Origin of the sequence: Azospirillum sp. TSH20 (assembly GCF_003115935.1) — a bacterium.
In the GTDB taxonomy this organism is placed as follows: Bacteria; Pseudomonadota; Alphaproteobacteria; order Azospirillales; family Azospirillaceae; genus Azospirillum.
Genome location: NZ_LGQU01000044.1, coordinates 21,039 through 37,583, shown reverse-complemented (window position 1 = coordinate 37,583; position 16,545 = coordinate 21,039). Strand labels below are relative to the sequence as shown.

At 66.3% G+C, this 16,545-nt stretch carries 17 protein-coding genes; 6 read left to right on the top strand and 11 right to left on the bottom strand.

Features of this window, described 5'->3' with window-relative positions; genetic code table 11:
- Window positions 1-40 precede the first annotated feature (40 nt).
- From TSH20_RS12710 to TSH20_RS12700, 3 genes are all read left to right on the top strand, one after another.
- Window positions 41-895, top strand: a complete 855-nt coding sequence (locus TSH20_RS12710) for a hypothetical protein (protein ID WP_109075087.1) — start codon at window positions 41-43, stop codon at window positions 893-895.
- A gap of 44 nt (window positions 896-939) precedes the next feature.
- Window positions 940-1,524 carry a YceI family protein gene (locus TSH20_RS12705; RefSeq protein ID WP_109075086.1) on the top strand — a complete coding sequence of 195 codons (585 nt, stop codon included), beginning with the start codon at window positions 940-942 and terminating at the stop codon, window positions 1,522-1,524.
- 264 nt (window positions 1,525-1,788) lie between these two features.
- Window positions 1,789-2,790, top strand: coding sequence for a glutathione S-transferase family protein (locus TSH20_RS12700; protein ID WP_109075085.1), 1,002 nt, complete (start codon window positions 1,789-1,791; stop codon window positions 2,788-2,790).
- Window positions 2,791-2,794: 4 nt separating this feature from the next.
- On the opposite strand, the gene TSH20_RS12695 is transcribed toward TSH20_RS12700, so the two are convergent.
- Window positions 2,795-3,889, bottom strand: a complete 1,095-nt coding sequence (locus tag TSH20_RS12695) for an NnrS family protein (RefSeq protein WP_109075084.1) — start codon at window positions 3,887-3,889, stop codon at window positions 2,795-2,797.
- A 153-nt stretch (window positions 3,890-4,042) separates the two neighbouring features.
- On the opposite strand from TSH20_RS12695, the gene TSH20_RS12690 reads away from it, so the two are divergent.
- The 3 genes from TSH20_RS12690 to TSH20_RS12680 all read left to right on the top strand — a co-directional run bounded on the left by TSH20_RS12690 (window position 4,043) and on the right by TSH20_RS12680 (window position 5,799).
- A complete protein-coding gene (locus tag TSH20_RS12690; RefSeq protein ID WP_109075083.1) occupies window positions 4,043-4,783 on the top strand; it encodes a Crp/Fnr family transcriptional regulator in 741 nt (246 codons plus the stop codon).
- An 88-nt stretch (window positions 4,784-4,871) separates the two neighbouring features.
- Complete coding sequence (locus TSH20_RS12685) at window positions 4,872-5,135, top strand: DUF1858 domain-containing protein (protein ID WP_109075082.1); 264 nt, start codon at window positions 4,872-4,874, stop codon at window positions 5,133-5,135.
- A 253-nt stretch (window positions 5,136-5,388) separates the two neighbouring features.
- The gene (locus TSH20_RS12680) at window positions 5,389-5,799 is read left to right on the top strand and encodes an ester cyclase (RefSeq protein WP_109075081.1); all 411 of its coding nucleotides are present in this window, start codon (window positions 5,389-5,391) and stop codon (window positions 5,797-5,799) included.
- Window positions 5,800-5,806: 7 nt separating this feature from the next.
- Here the strand turns inward: TSH20_RS12680 and TSH20_RS12675 are convergent, their stop codons facing one another.
- The 10 genes from TSH20_RS12675 to TSH20_RS12630 form a co-directional block, all read right to left on the bottom strand.
- Entirely contained in the window at window positions 5,807-6,286 is a 480-nt protein-coding gene (locus tag TSH20_RS12675) for a MarR family transcriptional regulator (RefSeq protein WP_109075080.1), read from the bottom strand.
- Between the two features lie 335 nt (window positions 6,287-6,621).
- On the bottom strand, window positions 6,622-8,373 hold the full coding sequence (locus tag TSH20_RS12670) for a VWA domain-containing protein (protein ID WP_109075079.1): 1,752 nt from the start codon (window positions 8,371-8,373) through the stop codon (window positions 6,622-6,624).
- Window positions 8,374-8,414: 41 nt separating this feature from the next.
- On the bottom strand, window positions 8,415-9,215 hold the full coding sequence (locus tag TSH20_RS12665; protein WP_109075078.1) for a CbbQ/NirQ/NorQ/GpvN family protein: 801 nt from the start codon (window positions 9,213-9,215) through the stop codon (window positions 8,415-8,417).
- A 116-nt stretch (window positions 9,216-9,331) separates the two neighbouring features.
- Window positions 9,332-10,372, bottom strand: coding sequence for an aliphatic amidase (locus TSH20_RS12660; RefSeq protein WP_109075077.1), 1,041 nt, complete (start codon window positions 10,370-10,372; stop codon window positions 9,332-9,334).
- A 150-nt stretch (window positions 10,373-10,522) separates the two neighbouring features.
- The gene (gene urtE, locus TSH20_RS12655; protein ID WP_109075076.1) at window positions 10,523-11,218 is read right to left on the bottom strand and encodes an urea ABC transporter ATP-binding subunit UrtE; all 696 of its coding nucleotides are present in this window, start codon (window positions 11,216-11,218) and stop codon (window positions 10,523-10,525) included.
- Entirely contained in the window at window positions 11,211-11,960 is a 750-nt protein-coding gene (urtD, locus tag TSH20_RS12650) for an urea ABC transporter ATP-binding protein UrtD (protein ID WP_109075075.1), read from the bottom strand. The genes urtE and urtD overlap by 8 nt, the downstream gene beginning before the upstream one ends.
- Before the next feature lie 14 nt (window positions 11,961-11,974).
- Window positions 11,975-13,102 (bottom strand): urea ABC transporter permease subunit UrtC, encoded by a 1,128-nt coding sequence (gene urtC / locus TSH20_RS12645; protein ID WP_109075074.1) that lies wholly within the window; start codon window positions 13,100-13,102, stop codon window positions 11,975-11,977.
- Window positions 13,103-13,221: 119 nt separating this feature from the next.
- Complete coding sequence (gene urtB / locus TSH20_RS12640) at window positions 13,222-14,091, bottom strand: urea ABC transporter permease subunit UrtB (RefSeq protein ID WP_109075073.1); 870 nt, start codon at window positions 14,089-14,091, stop codon at window positions 13,222-13,224.
- Between the two features lie 56 nt (window positions 14,092-14,147).
- Window positions 14,148-15,395, bottom strand: a complete 1,248-nt coding sequence (locus TSH20_RS12635) for a transporter substrate-binding protein (protein ID WP_109075072.1) — start codon at window positions 15,393-15,395, stop codon at window positions 14,148-14,150.
- Window positions 15,396-15,932: 537 nt separating this feature from the next.
- On the bottom strand, window positions 15,933-16,538 hold the full coding sequence (locus TSH20_RS12630) for an ANTAR domain-containing protein (RefSeq protein WP_109075071.1): 606 nt from the start codon (window positions 16,536-16,538) through the stop codon (window positions 15,933-15,935).
- Window positions 16,539-16,545 lie beyond the last annotated feature (7 nt).

The window sequence follows — 16,545 nt, the reverse complement described above, 5'->3', positions numbered from 1 at the left end:
CGCAACCTGCGCCACCCTATCGAGACCCGGCTGTTCCCCCATGTCCGAGCTGCTTCAAGACCCCTTCGTTCAATCCAGCGTGCTGCCCCTGCTGGTCGGGCTGGTCCTGGTCGGCGTCCTGCATCTGCTGCGCCGTTCGCTGGCGGCGGCCGGCATCGCCGCCGGCTTCCTGGTCGTCTTCGCGCTGGTGATCGGCCTGCCGGCCCTGCCGCCGCCGTCCAGCATGGGCAAGCTGTTCTGGGCCTCGGCCGCCGGGCTGCTGCTGGGTGTTGGTGCCGATGCGGCGGGGCTGCGCGGGCGGATCGCTTCGGTGGTGCTGGCGGTCTGGCTGGCCGCTTCGCTGCTGTGGATCGCCCTGCCGGCGCTCGATTCCGTGGCGGCGGTCGTCAGTGTGCTGGTCCTGCTCGGCACCGCGGCGTGGGTCGCTTTTGCCCGCGGTTCGGAGCCCCATGGCTCCGAGACGGTGGAGAGCCCGACGGCGCCGGCGGCCTCGCTGCTGGCGCTGGCGCTGGCCGTCGGCGGCACGGCGCTGATCGCCTCCTCGGCCTCAATCGCCCAGATGGCGCTGGCGCTCGCGGCGTCGGCCGGTGGGTTCCTGCTGTGGAACTGGCCGGTGGAGCGCCATGGCTGGGGCCTGTCGGGCCGCGTGGCGACCGGCATCGCCGTGCTGCTGGCCGCCGTGCTGGCCCTGTACACCCAGACCCAGGCCGCGGTGCTGCTGCTGGCCCTGCCCGCCCTGTTCGCTGGCCATGTCCGCCGCTTCCTTCCCCGCGGCGACGGCCTGATCGGCCGTGCCGCTTCGTCGGCGGCCGTCACGGTGGTCGCGGTCCTTCCGGCGCTGGTCGCCATCGGTGCGGCCTATGCGCTGACCGGCGGCGAGGCGTCGCCCTACTGATCCCCTCTTTCCTCCATTCATCCTGTTTTTTCGGAGTTCCGTTCATGAAGAAGACCCTGTTCGCCGCCGCCCTGTTCGCCGCGACCGCCGTCGGTTCGGTTGTTCCCGCCTTCGCCGCCCCGGTCAGCTACAAGATCGACCCGGCGCATACGGCCGTCGTCTTCATCGTCAACCATGTCGGCTTTTCCAACGTCATCGGCCGCTTCGACACGGTCGGTGGCGACGTGACCTTCGACAAGGACGCCGTCGAGAAGAGCGTGGTCAACGTCACCATCGACACCACCAGCGTCGATACCAACCACGCCAAGCGTGACGAGCATCTGCGTTCGCCGGACTTCTTCAATGCGAAGGAGTTCCCGAAGATGACCTTCAAGAGCACGAAGATCGAGAAGACCGGCGACAAGACCGGCAAGCTGCATGGCGACCTGACCATGCTGGGCGTGACCAAGCCGGTGGTGCTGGACGTCACCTTCAACAAGGACGGCGTCAGCCCGGCCAGCAAGCTGGAGACCGCCGGCTTCTCCGCCCGCGGCACGGTCAAGCGCACCGAGTTCGGCATGAAGTACGGCGCCCCGGCCATCGGCGACGACATCCAGCTGCTGATCGAGGTCGAAGCGGTCAAGAGCTGATCGCCGGCGGATTTCGGCTGTTGCATATGTCTCCCTCTCCCGTCTCGGGAGAGGGAAGGGGCCCGCCGCGAAGCGGTGGGAAGGGTGAGGGGTGATCCAAGGAACCATGCGGTTCGGGATTCTCGCCTTACCCCTCACCCTCCCCACTTCGTGGGTTTCCTCCCTCTCCCGGGGCGGGAGAGGGCCATTATCACTTGTTGTAGGATGGAGGGGCCGGTTCGCCGGCCCCTTCGCATATGTGCCACATCGACAGGAGAGACCGCGATGCCGCAGCTTGTGAACGGCGTTTGGGTGAAGGGCGACATCGCGGCCAGCGAGATCAAGGGCGGCGCCTTCCACCGCGAGCCGACCCGCTTCCGCAGCTGGATCACGCCGGACGGCGCGCCGGACGCTGACGGGCGCCCCACCCTGCCGGCGGTGGCCGGGCGCTATCACCTCTATGTTTCCTACCTGTGTCCCTGGGCCTCGCGCACGCTGATCTTCCGCGTGTTGAAAGGGCTGGAGGGGGTGATCGGCCTGTCCGCCGCCGAGCCGGTGCTGGGCGAGGATGGCTGGGTCTATGCCGAGGAGCAGGACGGCGGACCGCGCATCGACCGCTTCCGCCACCATTACAGCCTCTATACGGCGAGCGACCCGACCTACACCGGCAAGGTCTCGGTCCCGGTTCTGTGGGATCGGCAGGAGGGGCGGATCGTCAACAACGAGTCGGCGGACATCATCCGCATCCTGAACAGCGCCTTCGATCATCTGACCGGCAATCGGTTGGACCTCTATCCCGAGCCGTTGCGGCCGGAGATCGACCGCTGGAACGAGGCGGTCTATGCCAGCGTCAACAACGGCGTCTACCGCTGCGGCTTCGCCAAGTCGCAGGCCAGCTACGACGAGGCATTCGACGGGCTGTTCGCCACGCTCGACCGGCTGGAGGAGCATCTGTCGGCTAGCCGCTATCTGGCCGGGGAGCATCTGACCGAGGCCGATTGGCGGTTGTTCGTGACTCTGGTGCGCTTCGACGCCGCCTATCTTGGTGCCTTCAAGTGCAACCTGCGGCGGATCGAGGATTACCCGAACCTGTCGGCCTACCTGCGCGAGTTGTACCAGTGGCCGGGCATCCGCGACACGGTGAAGATCGACCATATCAAGGCCGGCTATTACACCAATCCCGCCATCAATCCGACGCTGATCGTGCCAAAGGGGCCGGCGCTGGACTTCGACCGTCCGCATGACCGTGAGCGGCTGCCCGGCAAGGGGATCTGGCAGCGGGGGTGAGGGGTCATCGCCTTGCCCGTCTGGGACGGGTGAGCAGCACGACGGCGGTCAGAAGCTGGGCAAGCGTCCAGGCGGTCGCCGCGGCGGTCAGCAGGGGCATCGACGGTATCCAGACCGCCGCCACGCGGAGAGCGGCGGCGCTGGCCATCAGCGCGACGGCGACGGTGGCGGCGGGGGGAAAACGATCGGGCTCCGCCTCCCGCTGCAGGGTGGTGCGGATGGTCATGGCGCTGGCGAGGATGCCGAGCGCGCCGATCCCCAGCAGGTGCCAGCCGGCGGCGGGCGGCAGTTCGAACAGCGCCGCGCCAGCCACCAGGAGCCAGCCGGCACCGAGGCAGAGATAGCCCAGATGCAGGCTGGCGATCTCCGGCTGGCGCAGCAGGCGATGGGGCTTCCAGCGGGCGAGGCGGAGGAGCGCGCTCGTCCCCGCCAGCGCGGCGCCGGCGCCACCCAGCAGCGGCAGCAGGCCGGTGGCGGCCGACAGCAGGCAGAGGGCGGCGCCGGCGATGCCCATCGCCTCCAGCCTCGGTTGGACTCGCTGCGTCAGGGTGATCCCCTGGCGGCGCAGGGCGCCGGCGGTCGCGGCGGGGATGACGCGCCCGCCCATGGTCAGCAGCAGCGTGGCGATCAGCAGCAGGCTGACCGGTTGGCCGACGCCTTGGACGAGACCCAGTTGCGACGCCCAGAACAGTGCTTCGGCAAGCAGGAAAGCCCCGATCAGCGGGCCGAACACCGCGTTGTGGCCGCTGCGGCTGGTCCGCAGGAACGGCAGGCCGGCGACAATGAACAGCAGAACGGGATAGGCGAAGGCGAGCGGCAGGGCCAGCGCCGCCGGCAGTCCGGCCAGCAGCGCCAGCCGTCCGGCGAGCCAGGACAGGAATGCCGCCGCCAGCATCGGGCGCGACAGCCGGGTCATCAGGAAGCCGCCGACCACCGCCAGCGCATAACCCAGCGTCATCTCGTGGGCATGGATCGCCGGGGACCAGCCCAGCGGCAGCAGACCGCCGATCTGCGCCAGCCACAGCGGAACGGCCAGCGCGGCGAAGAGGGACGCGGCCGGATACATCAGCCGGTGGGCGCTGGTGACGGGAGCGGGCATGGTGTGGGGGCTTTCAATTGTGCTGTCAGGCGGTGCTGTCAGGCGGTGGTGTAGCGCGTCATTCTGGCGGCGGCCGGGATTTCGCGCTTTGAGCCGCAACAAAGTCGTGCACGAATGGATACAGATCACGCACAGCGAGCCAGGACGACCGCCATGCCCCCGCCCCCCGATCCCGCCGTTCTGCGCAGCATGCCGCTGTTCGCCGGCCTCGACGCCGGTGCGCTGGCCGACGCGGTGGCGCTGGCGCGGCCCCGGCTGCATCCCCGCGGCACCGCCGTCTTCACCCAGGGGGAGCCGGCGGCGGCCGGCCATGCGCTGATCGACGGGCGGGTGAAGATCGTGCAGACCGGCCCCGACGGGCAGCAGGTGGTGATGCGCTTCATCGGCCCCGGCGAGATGTTCGGGACGCTGGCGATCTTCACCGACGGGCTCTATCCGGCCGATGCGGTGGCGGTGGCCGATTGCGTCGAGCTGTCCTGGCCGGCGGCGACGATGACCGAGCTGATGGACCGCCATCCCGCCATCGCCCGCAACGCGCTGTCGATCATCGGCGGCCGGCTGCGCGAGTTGCAGAACCGCCTGCGCGAGGTGGCGACGGAGCGGGTGGAGCGCCGCATCGCCCATGCCCTGCTGCGGCTGGTGCGGCAGGCCGGACGGCGGGTCGAGGCGGGGGTGGAGATCGACTTTCCGCTGTCGCGCCAGGATGTGGCGGAGATGACGGGGACGACGCTGCACACGGTCAGCCGCACCCTGTCGGCCTGGGAAAGCCAGGGCATCGTCGAGAGCGGCCGGCAGCAGGTGGTGATCCGCAAGCCCCACGCGCTGGTCGTCATCGCCGAGGATCTGCCGCCGGTGCCGCCGCCGGTGAAGCCGCCGGTGCCTGGGCGGGAGTGATCTCCGGCAGGGTTGCTGTGGCGCAAAGATCGCTTGCGGCGTGGTGGCTATGGTGGCGGCCTGTCCCCCTGTGCCGGAGCATGCGGAAATGACGGTCGCCGATATGGCGCTTGCCGATATGAAGCTCGCCGATCTGACGATGGCCGAGCTGATGAGCGCGCGGCCGGCGGTGGTGCCGGTGCTGCTTCGCCATGGCCTCGCCTGCCCCGGCTGCGCCATGGCGCCCTTCATGACGGTGCGCGAGGCGGCCGAGGCCTATGGGCTGGAGCTTGACGCTTTCCTGGCCGATCTTGCCGCCGCGGACGGGCGGCCCTGCCATTCGATCGAGGTCCATTCGACGGAGACCCGGTGATGCAGTACCTGGAGGACGCGGCGGCCGACTGGCCGGGCCGGTGCTGGCCAACTTGCCCGCCGCGATACTGGCGAGATGGCCATACCGCCCTTTTCGCGACACCTTCAACCGTCCGCATCTGACCCGAAGCGGTCATCGGGGATGGCGATATCAGGTGTTTCAGTCTTCGAGATCGCTTGCAATCGGGCGTCGGAACGGTTACCGGATATACAGTGAGACTGTGCATCCGGTAACCGTTCTTGAAAGGCCGAGTATGACGATTGACAACAAGGAGTTGGTTCGCCGCTTCAACATCGAGGTCATTCAGAACGGCAATGAAGCCGCATTCAACGCATTGATGGCGCCGGACTTCATCAATCACGCCGCACCCCAGGGCATGCCTAACGGTCCGGAAAGCATGTGGAACACCTTCCAGAACATTCTTCGGCCCGCCCTGTCGGGCTTGAGGGTGATAATCCATGACCAGATCGCCGAGGGTGACAAGGTCACCACCCGCAAGACAATCAGCGGGGTTCACTCCGCTACACTGGCCGGGATTCCTGCGACAGGACGTGACGTTGCCATCGACGTTATCGATATCGTGCGTGTTCAGGACGGCAAATACGCTGAACATTGGGGCGTGAACACTCTGTCGAATGTTCTTGCTGCACTGTCAAAGGCGTGATTTCAGCCTAGCAAAGCCGTTCGATAATGGGAATTGCGGCTTCAAGCGTCCGTCTATCCTCTTCGGACAGACGTTCCTCTATCAGAGCGGCGATCTTCGATGTCCGAGCTTCGCGGGAGCGAGACAATCCCTCTCGCCCCTTTTCGGTGATCGATAGAAGTTGGCTGCGCCCGTCCGCTGGATTGGGCAATCTGCAAACCAAGCCCTCGGTTTCAAGCTGAGCGGTCACCAGTCGCATACTTTGATGTCGGACATTACGGCAGTTCGCTAGTTCGGCGACACTCAACGGACCGCGTTTTTCAAGAAGCAACAGGGTTTCAGACTGAGATGTCGTTGGCGTATCTGTCTCATTCCTCACGCTGCGTACGAATCTGCTGATAGTATCGCGCAGCCATTCTGCAAGTGCCAGCGCAGTGGCATCTTCTTCGGAGAGGGCTTTGTCGTTAATCAATTGCTTTCTCTGTCCTTGCGGAAATGCGTTGTACATTCCCAATAACCCGGGCGCAACGGAAGTGAAACAGCATCGGCCGTTATGACCGCTCTTGGCGCTTTGCGGACGTTCGGAGGCGCACGGCCGGAAGCCTGCCCCGTCCGACCGGCGCCGGTCAATACTGGTCAACCCGATCCGTGGGGCTGCGGCAACTGACAGGCTGATTGACCCTCTTCCAACTTACCGGCGTCAACCAACTCGGTCGTGTTCCTTGAAGTGGTGTAGGAGCTGCTGTGGCCGCCTGACCATCTGGCCAGACCGGCCGGAGAATCGGATGGGCGACCCGGCTCCTACACCTCGCTCAGGGGCACGATCCACCATGGCCGGTTTATTTATGTCGATAGCCGCAGGTAGAAAGTCGGCAGCACCTCCGGCAGCTTTTCGGCGCGGTCGATCACCATGACGTTGCGCGCCCCGAACATTCGGGTCAGGTAATCGCGGCCCTGCGGATCGAGCCCGATCACGAAGCAGTCGATCCCCCGCGACGCCAGCCCCAGCACGGCACGGCGGGCGTCGTCCAGCAGATAGCGGCGGTCGGCGACGTCGATGTCCGACGGTTCGCCGTCGGTCACCACCAGCAGCAGGCGGCGATGGGTCGATTGCTGCTCCAGCAGCCGTCCGGCATGGCGCAGAGCGGTGCCCAGCCGGGTGGACAGGCCGGCCTTCAATCCGGCCAGCCGCCCCTTGGCCGCGGCATCGTAGGGTTGGCGGAAGGCCTTGATCTGGTAATAGCTGACGTCCTGCCGCCCGTTGGAACGAAAGGCATGGATGGCGAAGGGATCGCCCAGCTCGTCCAGCGCCTGGGCGAACAGGGTCGCGGCCTCCCGCTCCACCGACAGCACGCTGCGTCCGCCCCCGGCGATCGGATCGTCGGTCGAGGCGGAGACGTCGAGCAGCAGCAGGACCGACAGGTCGCGGTTGCGGCGGACCAGCACTTCGTGCACCCGCGGATCGGGAGCCTCGCCGCGGCGGTGGCTGACCATCGCGTCGATGCAGGCGTCCAGATCCATGCGGTCGCCCTCCGGCTGACGGCGCAGGCGCACCGGCCGGCTGACCTTGGCCGAGCGGACCAGCGCGGTCAGCCGGTCGGCGGTCGCCTGATGACGTTCGACGATGCGGGCGATGGCGGCGGGGTCGCCGGTCTCGGTCCGGCGTTCGTTCAGCACGACCCAGTCGGGACGGTCGATGCCGACGCGGTAGTCCCATTCCGGGTAGCGCACCGGCGGGGCGGTGATCTCCTCCTCTCCCACCGCGCGGGCGGGGACATCGGTGGCGGACAGTCTGGCCGGGGTAGCGCCCTCCCCCACCTGATCGTCCGGGCGGCCGTGGTCGCGCTCCTCCTGCTCGGTGCGGAAGGCCTCGAACACGGTTTCGGCATCGCTGGGCGGGGTCGGCGGCGCCTCTCCATGGTCCCACAGGCCGAGATTGTCGTCGCGGTAGGCTGGCTCGACGACGTAATCCTTGGAATTGAATTGCACCCGCATCTGGCCGAGGTCGTTGCCCAGCAGCCCGCCGATCCGGCGGCTTACCGCCGGGCTGTCCCACTCGGACTCCGCCGCGAAGAACAGGCGCCTGCCCTTGGCGACCCAGGCGTCGTCGTCGCGGTAGTCGGGGTCGATCAACGCACGGGCCAGCCGCGCCATCAAAGCGGGCGCGGTGCCGGCGCCGTCCGGCTCGGCGACGTGGAAGGGCCGCCAGACCCGCAGCAGGCCGGGATGCTCGCGCATCGCCAGATACTCGACCCGCGCATCCTCGATCAGCGAGACCAGCGCCAGCTGCATCGGCTTCAGCCCGGCGGCCGGGAAGCGCGGACCGGTGAAGCGCAGATGCGCCCCGGCATGAACCAGGGCGGCGCGGAACAGCGCGCCGGAGCGGCGGCCATCGACGCCGCGGAAGGTTCCGGGCATCCAGATCAGCCCGTCCGACAGGCTGACCCGCCGCGGCGGGTTGCCGGCGGCATCCGGCTTGGCATGGCGGATCGGCACCCGCAACCGCCACAGGGCGACCAGATAGGCGACCAGCCGGCGCTCGACGGAGGAGAAGGCGGTGTCTGCGGAAAATTGGCGCGACTGGTCGTCGGGCATTTGGGCTCCGGTCCTCTTTCCTCTCCCTGAAGAGGGATGGGTCAGGCAATCGCCGCGGACACGGCGGCGGAGAAGGCGTCCCGCACGTCGGCATCGTCGGTGATCGGCAGCACCAGCGCGATCCGGCAGGCAGTCTCCAGCGCGATCCCCTGCGCCACCAGCCGGCCGGCATGGATCAGCATGCGGGTGGAAACCCCCTCCTGCAGTCCATGGCCCTTCAAATTGCGCGAACTTGCGGCGATGCGGACCAGCAAGGCCGCGGTGTCGGCGGCGACGCCCGATTCATGGGCGACGATCTCCGCCTCCACCGCGGCGCCGGGATAGCCGAATTCGATGGCGGCGAAGCGCTGCTTGGTCGATTCCTTCAGGTCTTTCAGGACGCTCTGGTAGCCGGGGTTGTAGGAGATCACCAGCTGGAAGTCCGGATGCGCCTGGACCAGCTCGTTGCGCTTTTCCAACGGCAGGATGCGGCGGGCGTCGGTCAGCGGGTGGATGACGACGGTGGTGTCCTGGCGGGCTTCGACGATTTCGTCGAGATAGCAGATGGCGCCGTGCCGCACCGCCTGGGTCAGCGGCCCGTCGTGCCAGACGGTGCCGCCAGGGTCGAGCAGGAAGCGCCCGACCAGATCCGACGCGGTCATGTCCTCGTGGCAGGCCACCGTCACCAGCGGCCGGCGAAGCCGCCACGCCATATGCTCGATGAAGCGTGTCTTGCCGCAGCCGGTGGGACCCTTCAGCATCATCGGCATGCGCGCCGCATAGGCGGCCTCGAACAGCGCCACCTCCCCGGCGACGGGCCGGTAATAGGGCTCCTCCAGAATCCGGTGTGCGTCCAGCGCCATCGGCGCGTCTCCTTGTGAATGGCCTCGGTCCGGAGAGATGCGGCGGGCGTCCCCTGGCACCCGCCGCGCCGTCCGCCGAATCCTCCGGGAGATTCGGCGGACGGGGTCTCGGTCCTTCAGCGATGCAGTGCGGTCTCCGGGTTGGGGATGCCGTCGATCGGGCATTCCTCGGTCCCGACGGTGCCGCGGGTCATCGCCTCGACGCGGGCGCGGGTCCCTTCCGGATCGTTGATCCAGTCATGGTAGAAGCTGTAGGCGCAGGCCGCCTCGCCCTTGGAATCCTCGCCGGAGTTGATCTTGCCGGTGTAGCCGCGGTGGACCAGCTTGAAGAGGTGGTTCTGCGACTGCATGTTCTTGCGCGCGTCGCGGATCAGCGAGGTGGAGAGCTGGGCGTACTGGATGCCGTTCTCCTCGGTGCCGCACTCGCCCAGCGTCCGGCCGTCGAAGCCGATGATGGCGGAATGGCCGAAGTAGGAATAGACCCCGTCGAAGCCGGCGGCGTTCGCCACCGCGACATAGGTGTTGTTGGCCCAGGCCATCGCCTTGGACATGATGACCTGCTGCTCCTTGGCCGGATACATATAGCCCTGGCAGCGGATGATCAGTTCGGCGCCCTTCATGGCGCAGTCGCGCCAGATCTCCGGATAGTTGCCGTCGTCGCAGATGATCAGGCTGATCTTCAACCCCTTCGGTCCTTCGGTGACGAAGGTGCAGTTGCCGGGATACCAGCCCTCGATCGGCACCCAGGGCATGATCTTGCGGTACTTCTGAACGATCTCACCCTTGTCGTTCATCAGGATCAGCGTGTTGTAGGGGGCCTTGTGCGGATGCTCCTCATGCCGCTCGCCGGTCAGGGAGAAGACGCCCCAGACCTTGGCCTTGCGGCAGGCGTCGGCGAAAATCTCGGTCTCGTCGCCGGGAACCGACGAGGCGGTCTCGTACATCTCCTTCGAATCGTACATGATCCCGTGGGTCGAATATTCCGGGAAGATCACCAGATCCATGCCCGGCAGGCCGACCTTCATGCCCTGGACCATCTCCGCGATCTTGCGGGCGTTGTCGAGGACTTCGGCCTTGGTGTGCAGGCGCGGCATCTTGTAGTTCACGACCGCGACGCCGACGGTGTCCTTGCTGCTGGAAATATCGCCGTGCAACATGGTGCGTTTCCTTCTTCGTCTGTGGATGCTTGGCTTCGTCTGTGGATGCTTGGTCTGTCGATGGACAAGGAGAGGGCGTCCCGTCCCGGTGCGAGGCGGGACGGCGAACCCGTGTTTCGGGGTTGGCGGGAATGGGACCGGAACTGCGGCCTAAACGGCCATGTGCCGGTGCACCAGATCGTCGGTCAGGCTTTCCGTCAGCCCGTGGGCGGCGACCCGCCCCTTGTCGAGCATCAGGAAATGGTCGGAGGCCTGCCGGGCGAACGTCACGTTCTGTTCGACCAGCACGACGGTGATGCCGTACTGGCGGTTCAGGGTCATGATCACGTTTTGGATCTGTTCGACGATGTTGGGCTGGATACCCTCGGTCGGTTCATCCAGCAGCAGGACCTGCGGATTTGCCGCCAGCGCCCGCGCGATCGCCAGCTGCTGCTGTTGCCCGCCGGACAGGTCGCCGCCCTTGCGGTTCAGGTTGTCCCGCAGATAGGGGAACATCTCGAACACCAGGGGCGGGATCTCGCGCTTGCCGTCCGGACGGGCGAAGGTGCCCATCAGGATGTTCTCGCGGATGGTGAATTTGCCGATGATGCCGCGCCCCTGCGGGACGTAGCCGATGCCGAGGCCGGCGCGGCGGTGGGTCGGCTCGCTCCGGATATCGCTGCCACCCAGCCCGATCCAGCCGGTGACGCGGTCGGTCAGACCCATGATGGTCCGCATCAGCGTGGTCTTCCCAACCCCGTTGCGGCCCAGCACGCTGAGCAGGCTGCCTTTGGGCACCGCGAAGCTGACGTTCTGCAACACCGGGCTGCTGCCGTAGAAGGAATAGACGTCGGTCATGTCAAGCATGGGAGATGCCCCCGCTTCCAAGATAGGCCTCGCGCACCTTGGGATCGTTCTCCACATGCCGGATCGATCCTTCGGACAGGCGCTTGCCCTGGTGCAGAACGGTGATGGTCTCGGCGATCTCGCGGACGAAGCCCATGTCGTGCTCGACCACGATCAGCGTGTGCCGGCCGCGCAGCCGCTGGAAGATGCGCGAGGTCTTGCCGGTCTCCTGGATGGTCATGCCGGCGGTCGGCTCGTCCATCAGGATCAGGGCGCTGTCCTGGACCAGCAGCATGGCGATCTCCAGCCATTGCGTCTGGCCATGCGACAGGAAGGCCGCCCTGGTGTCCAGCTCGTCGGCCAGTTCGACGATCTCCAGCACCTCGGCGATGCGCCGGTTGAGGCGGAGGCCGGGGAACAGGCGGATGGTCCGTGCCGGGCTGGGGAGCCGGGAGTGCGCCACCTCCAGATTTTCGCGCACCGTCAGTTCCTTGAATACGCTCGGCACCTGGAACTTGCGGCCCACCCCATGGCGGGCGCGCCGATATTCCGGCGCATGGGTGATGTCCTGACCATCGAGCAGGATGCGCCCGCCGGTCGGCTGGGTGCGGCCGCAGATCAGGTCCAGGGTGGTGGACTTGCCGGCCCCGTTGGCGCCCAGCAGGCAGCGCAACTCGCCGCGCTCGACCGCCAGATGCAGGCCGTTGACCGCCTTGAAGCCGTCGAAGCTGACTTCCAGCCCGTGGAGTTCGAGATAGGCCATGTCGGTCGTCTCCTTCAGCTCAGCTTGCGGCGGGCGTGCGGCGCATCGGCAAGGGCAGAGGCCGGCGCGGGCCGGGCCGGGCGGGTCAGGCGGTCCGACAGGATGCCGATCAGGCTCGACAACCCATTGGGCAGGAAGACCACCACCAGGATGAACATGCCGCCCAGGATGAGCTGCCAGGTGTCGAGGAAGCTCTCGGACAGGCTGCCCTGCATGAAGTTGACCAGGATGGCGCCGATGGCGGCACCCAGCAGCGAGCCGCGCCCGCCGACCGCCGCCCAGATCACCATCGACAGGCTGAGCGGCACCCCCATGAAGGTGGGCGAGGCGAATTCCAGCACCATGGCGTAGAGCATGCCCGCCACCCCGGCCATGCCGGCCGACACCGCGAAGGCCAGCGACTGGTAGGCGGCGACGTCGTAGCCGAAGAAGCGCACCCGGTCGGCGTCGTTGCGAATGGCCTGGAGGATCAGCCCGGCCTTGCTGCGGGTGAAGACGAGGCCGAGCAGCAGGCACAGCGACAGTGCCCCGGCGGACAGATAGTAGAAGGCCGGGCTGTAGGGATCGAAGGTGATGCTGCCGACCTCCAGCCACGCCAGATCGGTGATGCCGTTGAAGCCGCCGGTGTAGGCCTGCTGGTCGATGAACAGCAGGTTGACCACCGCCAGCATGGCGAGCGTGATGATGGCGACATAGACCCCGGCGATCCGGGCCCGGAACATGAAGGATCCCAGCAGCAGCGCCACCACCACCGGGGCCAGGATGCCGGCCAGCACCGCGAACAGGCTGGAATGGAAGGGCTGCCAGAACCAGGGCAGGTGATCGAGGTTGTTCCACACCATGAAGTCCGGCAGGCCGGCCGACCCGGTGTGGACCGGGCTGGTCTTCAGCTTCAGATGCATGGCGATGGCATAGGCGCCGATGCCGAAGCTGACCCCCTGCCCCAGATTGAGGATGCCGGCATAGCCCCAACTCAAGGCCAGCGCGGCAGCGGCGAGGCCGAGCGCCAGATAGCGGGCGAACTTGTTCAGCAGAAAGGCGTCGGTGACGAAGCTGGGAACCGCCAGGATGACGGCGCAGAACAGGAGATAGACTGCGAACTGCGCATACGGCTTGCTGCGCGACAGGGTCGATTTCGACATAAGCGGGCTCCGGGCGACGGGACTGACCGGGGGACTGGCCCCGTTACGGAGTTCTGGTTGGCGGAGGTTGGAAGGTTGGTCGTCGGGGAACTGGACACTGGTCATTGACTTGGTCCCCCTCACCGGCGCCGCTGATCGACGAACAGACCCTGCGGACGGAAGCGGATCAGGACCACCACCGCCAGGAAGACCAGCGCCTTGGCCAGCGTGTCGTTCAGCAGGAAGGCGATGCCCGCGGTGCCGCTGCCGAGCAGGCCGGAACTGACCACCGTGCCGATCAGGCTGCCGACGCCGCCGACCACCACCACCATGAAGGCATCGACCACGAAGTTGGTGCCCATGTCCGGCGCCACGCTCTTGATCGGCGCCACCAGCGCCCCGGCCAGCCCGGCAAGGCCGGAGCCGAAGGCGAAGGTCAGACTGTAGATCCTGGCGCTGTTGATGCCGTAGCAACTAGCGATCTCGCGGTTCTGGGTGACGGCGCGCAGCTTCATGCCGAACTCGGTCCGCTGGATGATGAACCAGGTCAGCGCCAGCAGGGCGGCGGTCAGCGCCAGGATGAACAGGCGGTAGCTGGGGACGCCAACCCCGGCGATGTCGATGCTGCCGGACAGGAACTCCGGCGTCTGGACATAGCGCAGCTCGGCCCCGGCGGACAGGCGCACCGCCTGTTGCAGCATGATGCCGATGCCCCAGGTCGCCAGGATGGTGTCGAGCGGCCGGTGGTAGAGGAAGCGGACCACCGTGCTCTCGACCACCCAGCCGGCCGCCGCCACCATGAAGAACACCAGCAGCAGGCAGGGGATCAGCGGCAGGCCGAACTGCGACTGGAGGAACCAGGTGCCGTAGGCGCCGAGCATGACGAACTCGCCATGGGCGAGGTTGATGACCCCCATCGCGCCGTAGATGATCGCAAGCCCGAGCGCCACCAGCAGCAGGATCGAAGCGATGCTGAGCCCGGTGAAGAGTTGACCGAAGAAAATATCCATAAGCCCCTCCGACGGGGAGAGCGTCGGGCGACGCCCTCCCCAGCCCGTTCTATTGCTCACGCACCCTTCAGACCGTCCTTGGTGCAGCTCTGGCCCGGATAGGCCCAATAGGGTTCCGGCTTCACCCAATCCGACGATTGCTGGATGACCTTGAACTGGCCGTCGGCCTGGGCCTGGCCGATCTTCGGCCACAGGTAGCAGTGCAGGTTGTCGCCATCGACCTTCACCTTGCCCTGCGGCGCCATGATCTCCAGGCCCGCCGTGGCATCGCGGACGGCGATGGGGGTGATGTCGCCCTTGCCGATCTTCTCGACCGCCTTGCGGAACAGGTGCATCTGGAAATACGCCGCCTCCGACACGAAGTGCGTCACCGAATCCTTGCCGAAGCGCTTCTGGTAATTCTCGACGAAAACCTCGTTCTCCTTGGACTGGTGACCCATGAAGTACGGGGCGGAGGTGAAGTGGCCGGCGGCGTACTCGCCGCCCATCGCCGCGATCTCCACCTCCGACGTGGTCAGGCTGGCCATCGGCATCTTGTCCGGGTTGAAGCCCGCCGCCTTGTACTGCTTGTGCAGCGCGATCACGCTGTCGCCGACCACGGTGGAGAAGATCACGTCCGGCTTGGTCTCGCGGAACTTGTTCAGCACCGAGCCGAACTCCGAATGGCCGAGCGGCACATATTCCTCGCCGACCACCTCGCCGCCCAACTCCTTCAGCAGGATCTTGCAGACGTTGTTCTCTTCCTTGGGATAGATGTAGTTGGAGCCGATCAGATAGAACTTCTTGCCGAAAGTCTTGACCAGCCAGGGGATGAACTCCTTCTGCTGCTGGTTGGGCACCGCCCCGGTGTACATGACGTTCTTCGAGCACTCGCGGCCCTCATAGAGCGTCGGATACCAGTAGAGGTTCTTGCGCTTCTCGAAGACCGGCAGCACCGCCTTGCGCGAGGCGGAGGTGTAGGAGCCGAAGACGCTGACGCACTTGTCGTTCAGCACCAGCTTGTTGGCCTTGTCGGCGAAGGTGGCGGGGTCGGAGGCCGGGTCCTCGACGACCGCGGTCAGCTTCATCCCGTTGATGCCGCCGGCGGCGTTGATCTCGTCGATGGCCATCAGGGTGGCGTTGTGCATCGACTTCTCGACGACCGCGGTGGTGCCGGTCAGCGAGAAGAGGACGCCGACCTTGATCTCGCCGTTCGCCGCCCAGGCGACGCCGCTGTCCTTTATCCAGATGTGCGGAAAGCCGACCGATCCGGCCAATCCGGCGACAGCCGTCGATTTCAGAAAATTACGCCGTGTGAAGGTCATGACGTGTTTCCTCCTCGTTTGCCTGTTCTTGCTGGTTCTTCGGCACAGACAGGAGAGCGCACAAAAAAGCCCCACCCAGGCCGGCGGCCTGCTGGGGCTTCATTGCCTGGCGCAACTCCCGGCGTCATCGGCGGGGGTGTGCCTGGTGCGGTCTCAAGGTGTGTAGGCTGATTTTAAAATATTCAACGAATGGTGGCGTCGATTGTCCAGTATTGTTCCGGCCGACCCCGAATGGATCGGACGCCGGGTAAAAGGAACCGTTGCGCGACAAGAGAGTTGCCGCGTCGGTCCATAAGGATTGAACGGTCGGACTTATCCCTGCACAAACCTGCCCATCGGCCTCCCTCGCATCTGTGGTGCCGGAGTGCGCGTCGGTACATTAGGTTCAAACACAAAAAAACCCCAGCAAGGCTTTCACACCTTCAGGGGCTTCATCGCCTGCCCGTCGATCCGACATCATTGGCGGACGCGAGCGATTTGCTTCACTTGCTTAGTAAGATGCACATCCCACCGCCTTATCGTCAATATCAAAAATGATCAGCGAGTCGGATTTTCCGCCATCAGCATTTCGCTGGCGTCGATGATGGCGGCGGCGACCGCCTCGATGGTCGTCCGCCGGGCCATGGCGCGTTCGCGGATGAAGCGGTAGGCTTCCTCCTCGGTGATCCGCCGCTGCTCGATCAGGATCGCCTTGGCCTTGCTCACCTTCTTGATGCCGTCCAGCCGCTGCTCGACCTTCTGGAGGCGCTTGCGCATGCCGCGCTCGCCCTCCGCGGCACGGTGGGCCATGAACATGGTGGTCAGCAGGCCGAAGGCGCGGATCGGCTTGCTGACGAAGCCGCGCACCCCGTAATCGACCAGCGCCTTCAGCACGGTCGGGCTCTCATAATCGAGCACGGCGACGATCGGCGGTCCTTCGTCGGCGGTGGACCAGGACAGCCGACCCTGCCCCGACAGCAGCCGGGTCATGTCGAGGAAGATCAGATCGACACCGCTGGGGCGGTCCTTGGGCGGCGGCCATTCGGCTCGGGCCTGACAGCCGATGCGGTGGAGCTGGCGCAACAGCTCCTCCGCCTCGGCGTCCTGCGGGTGGATGACCACGACGCGAAAGGAACGGATGTCGCGGAGCAGGTTGATCGACATGCGGCGT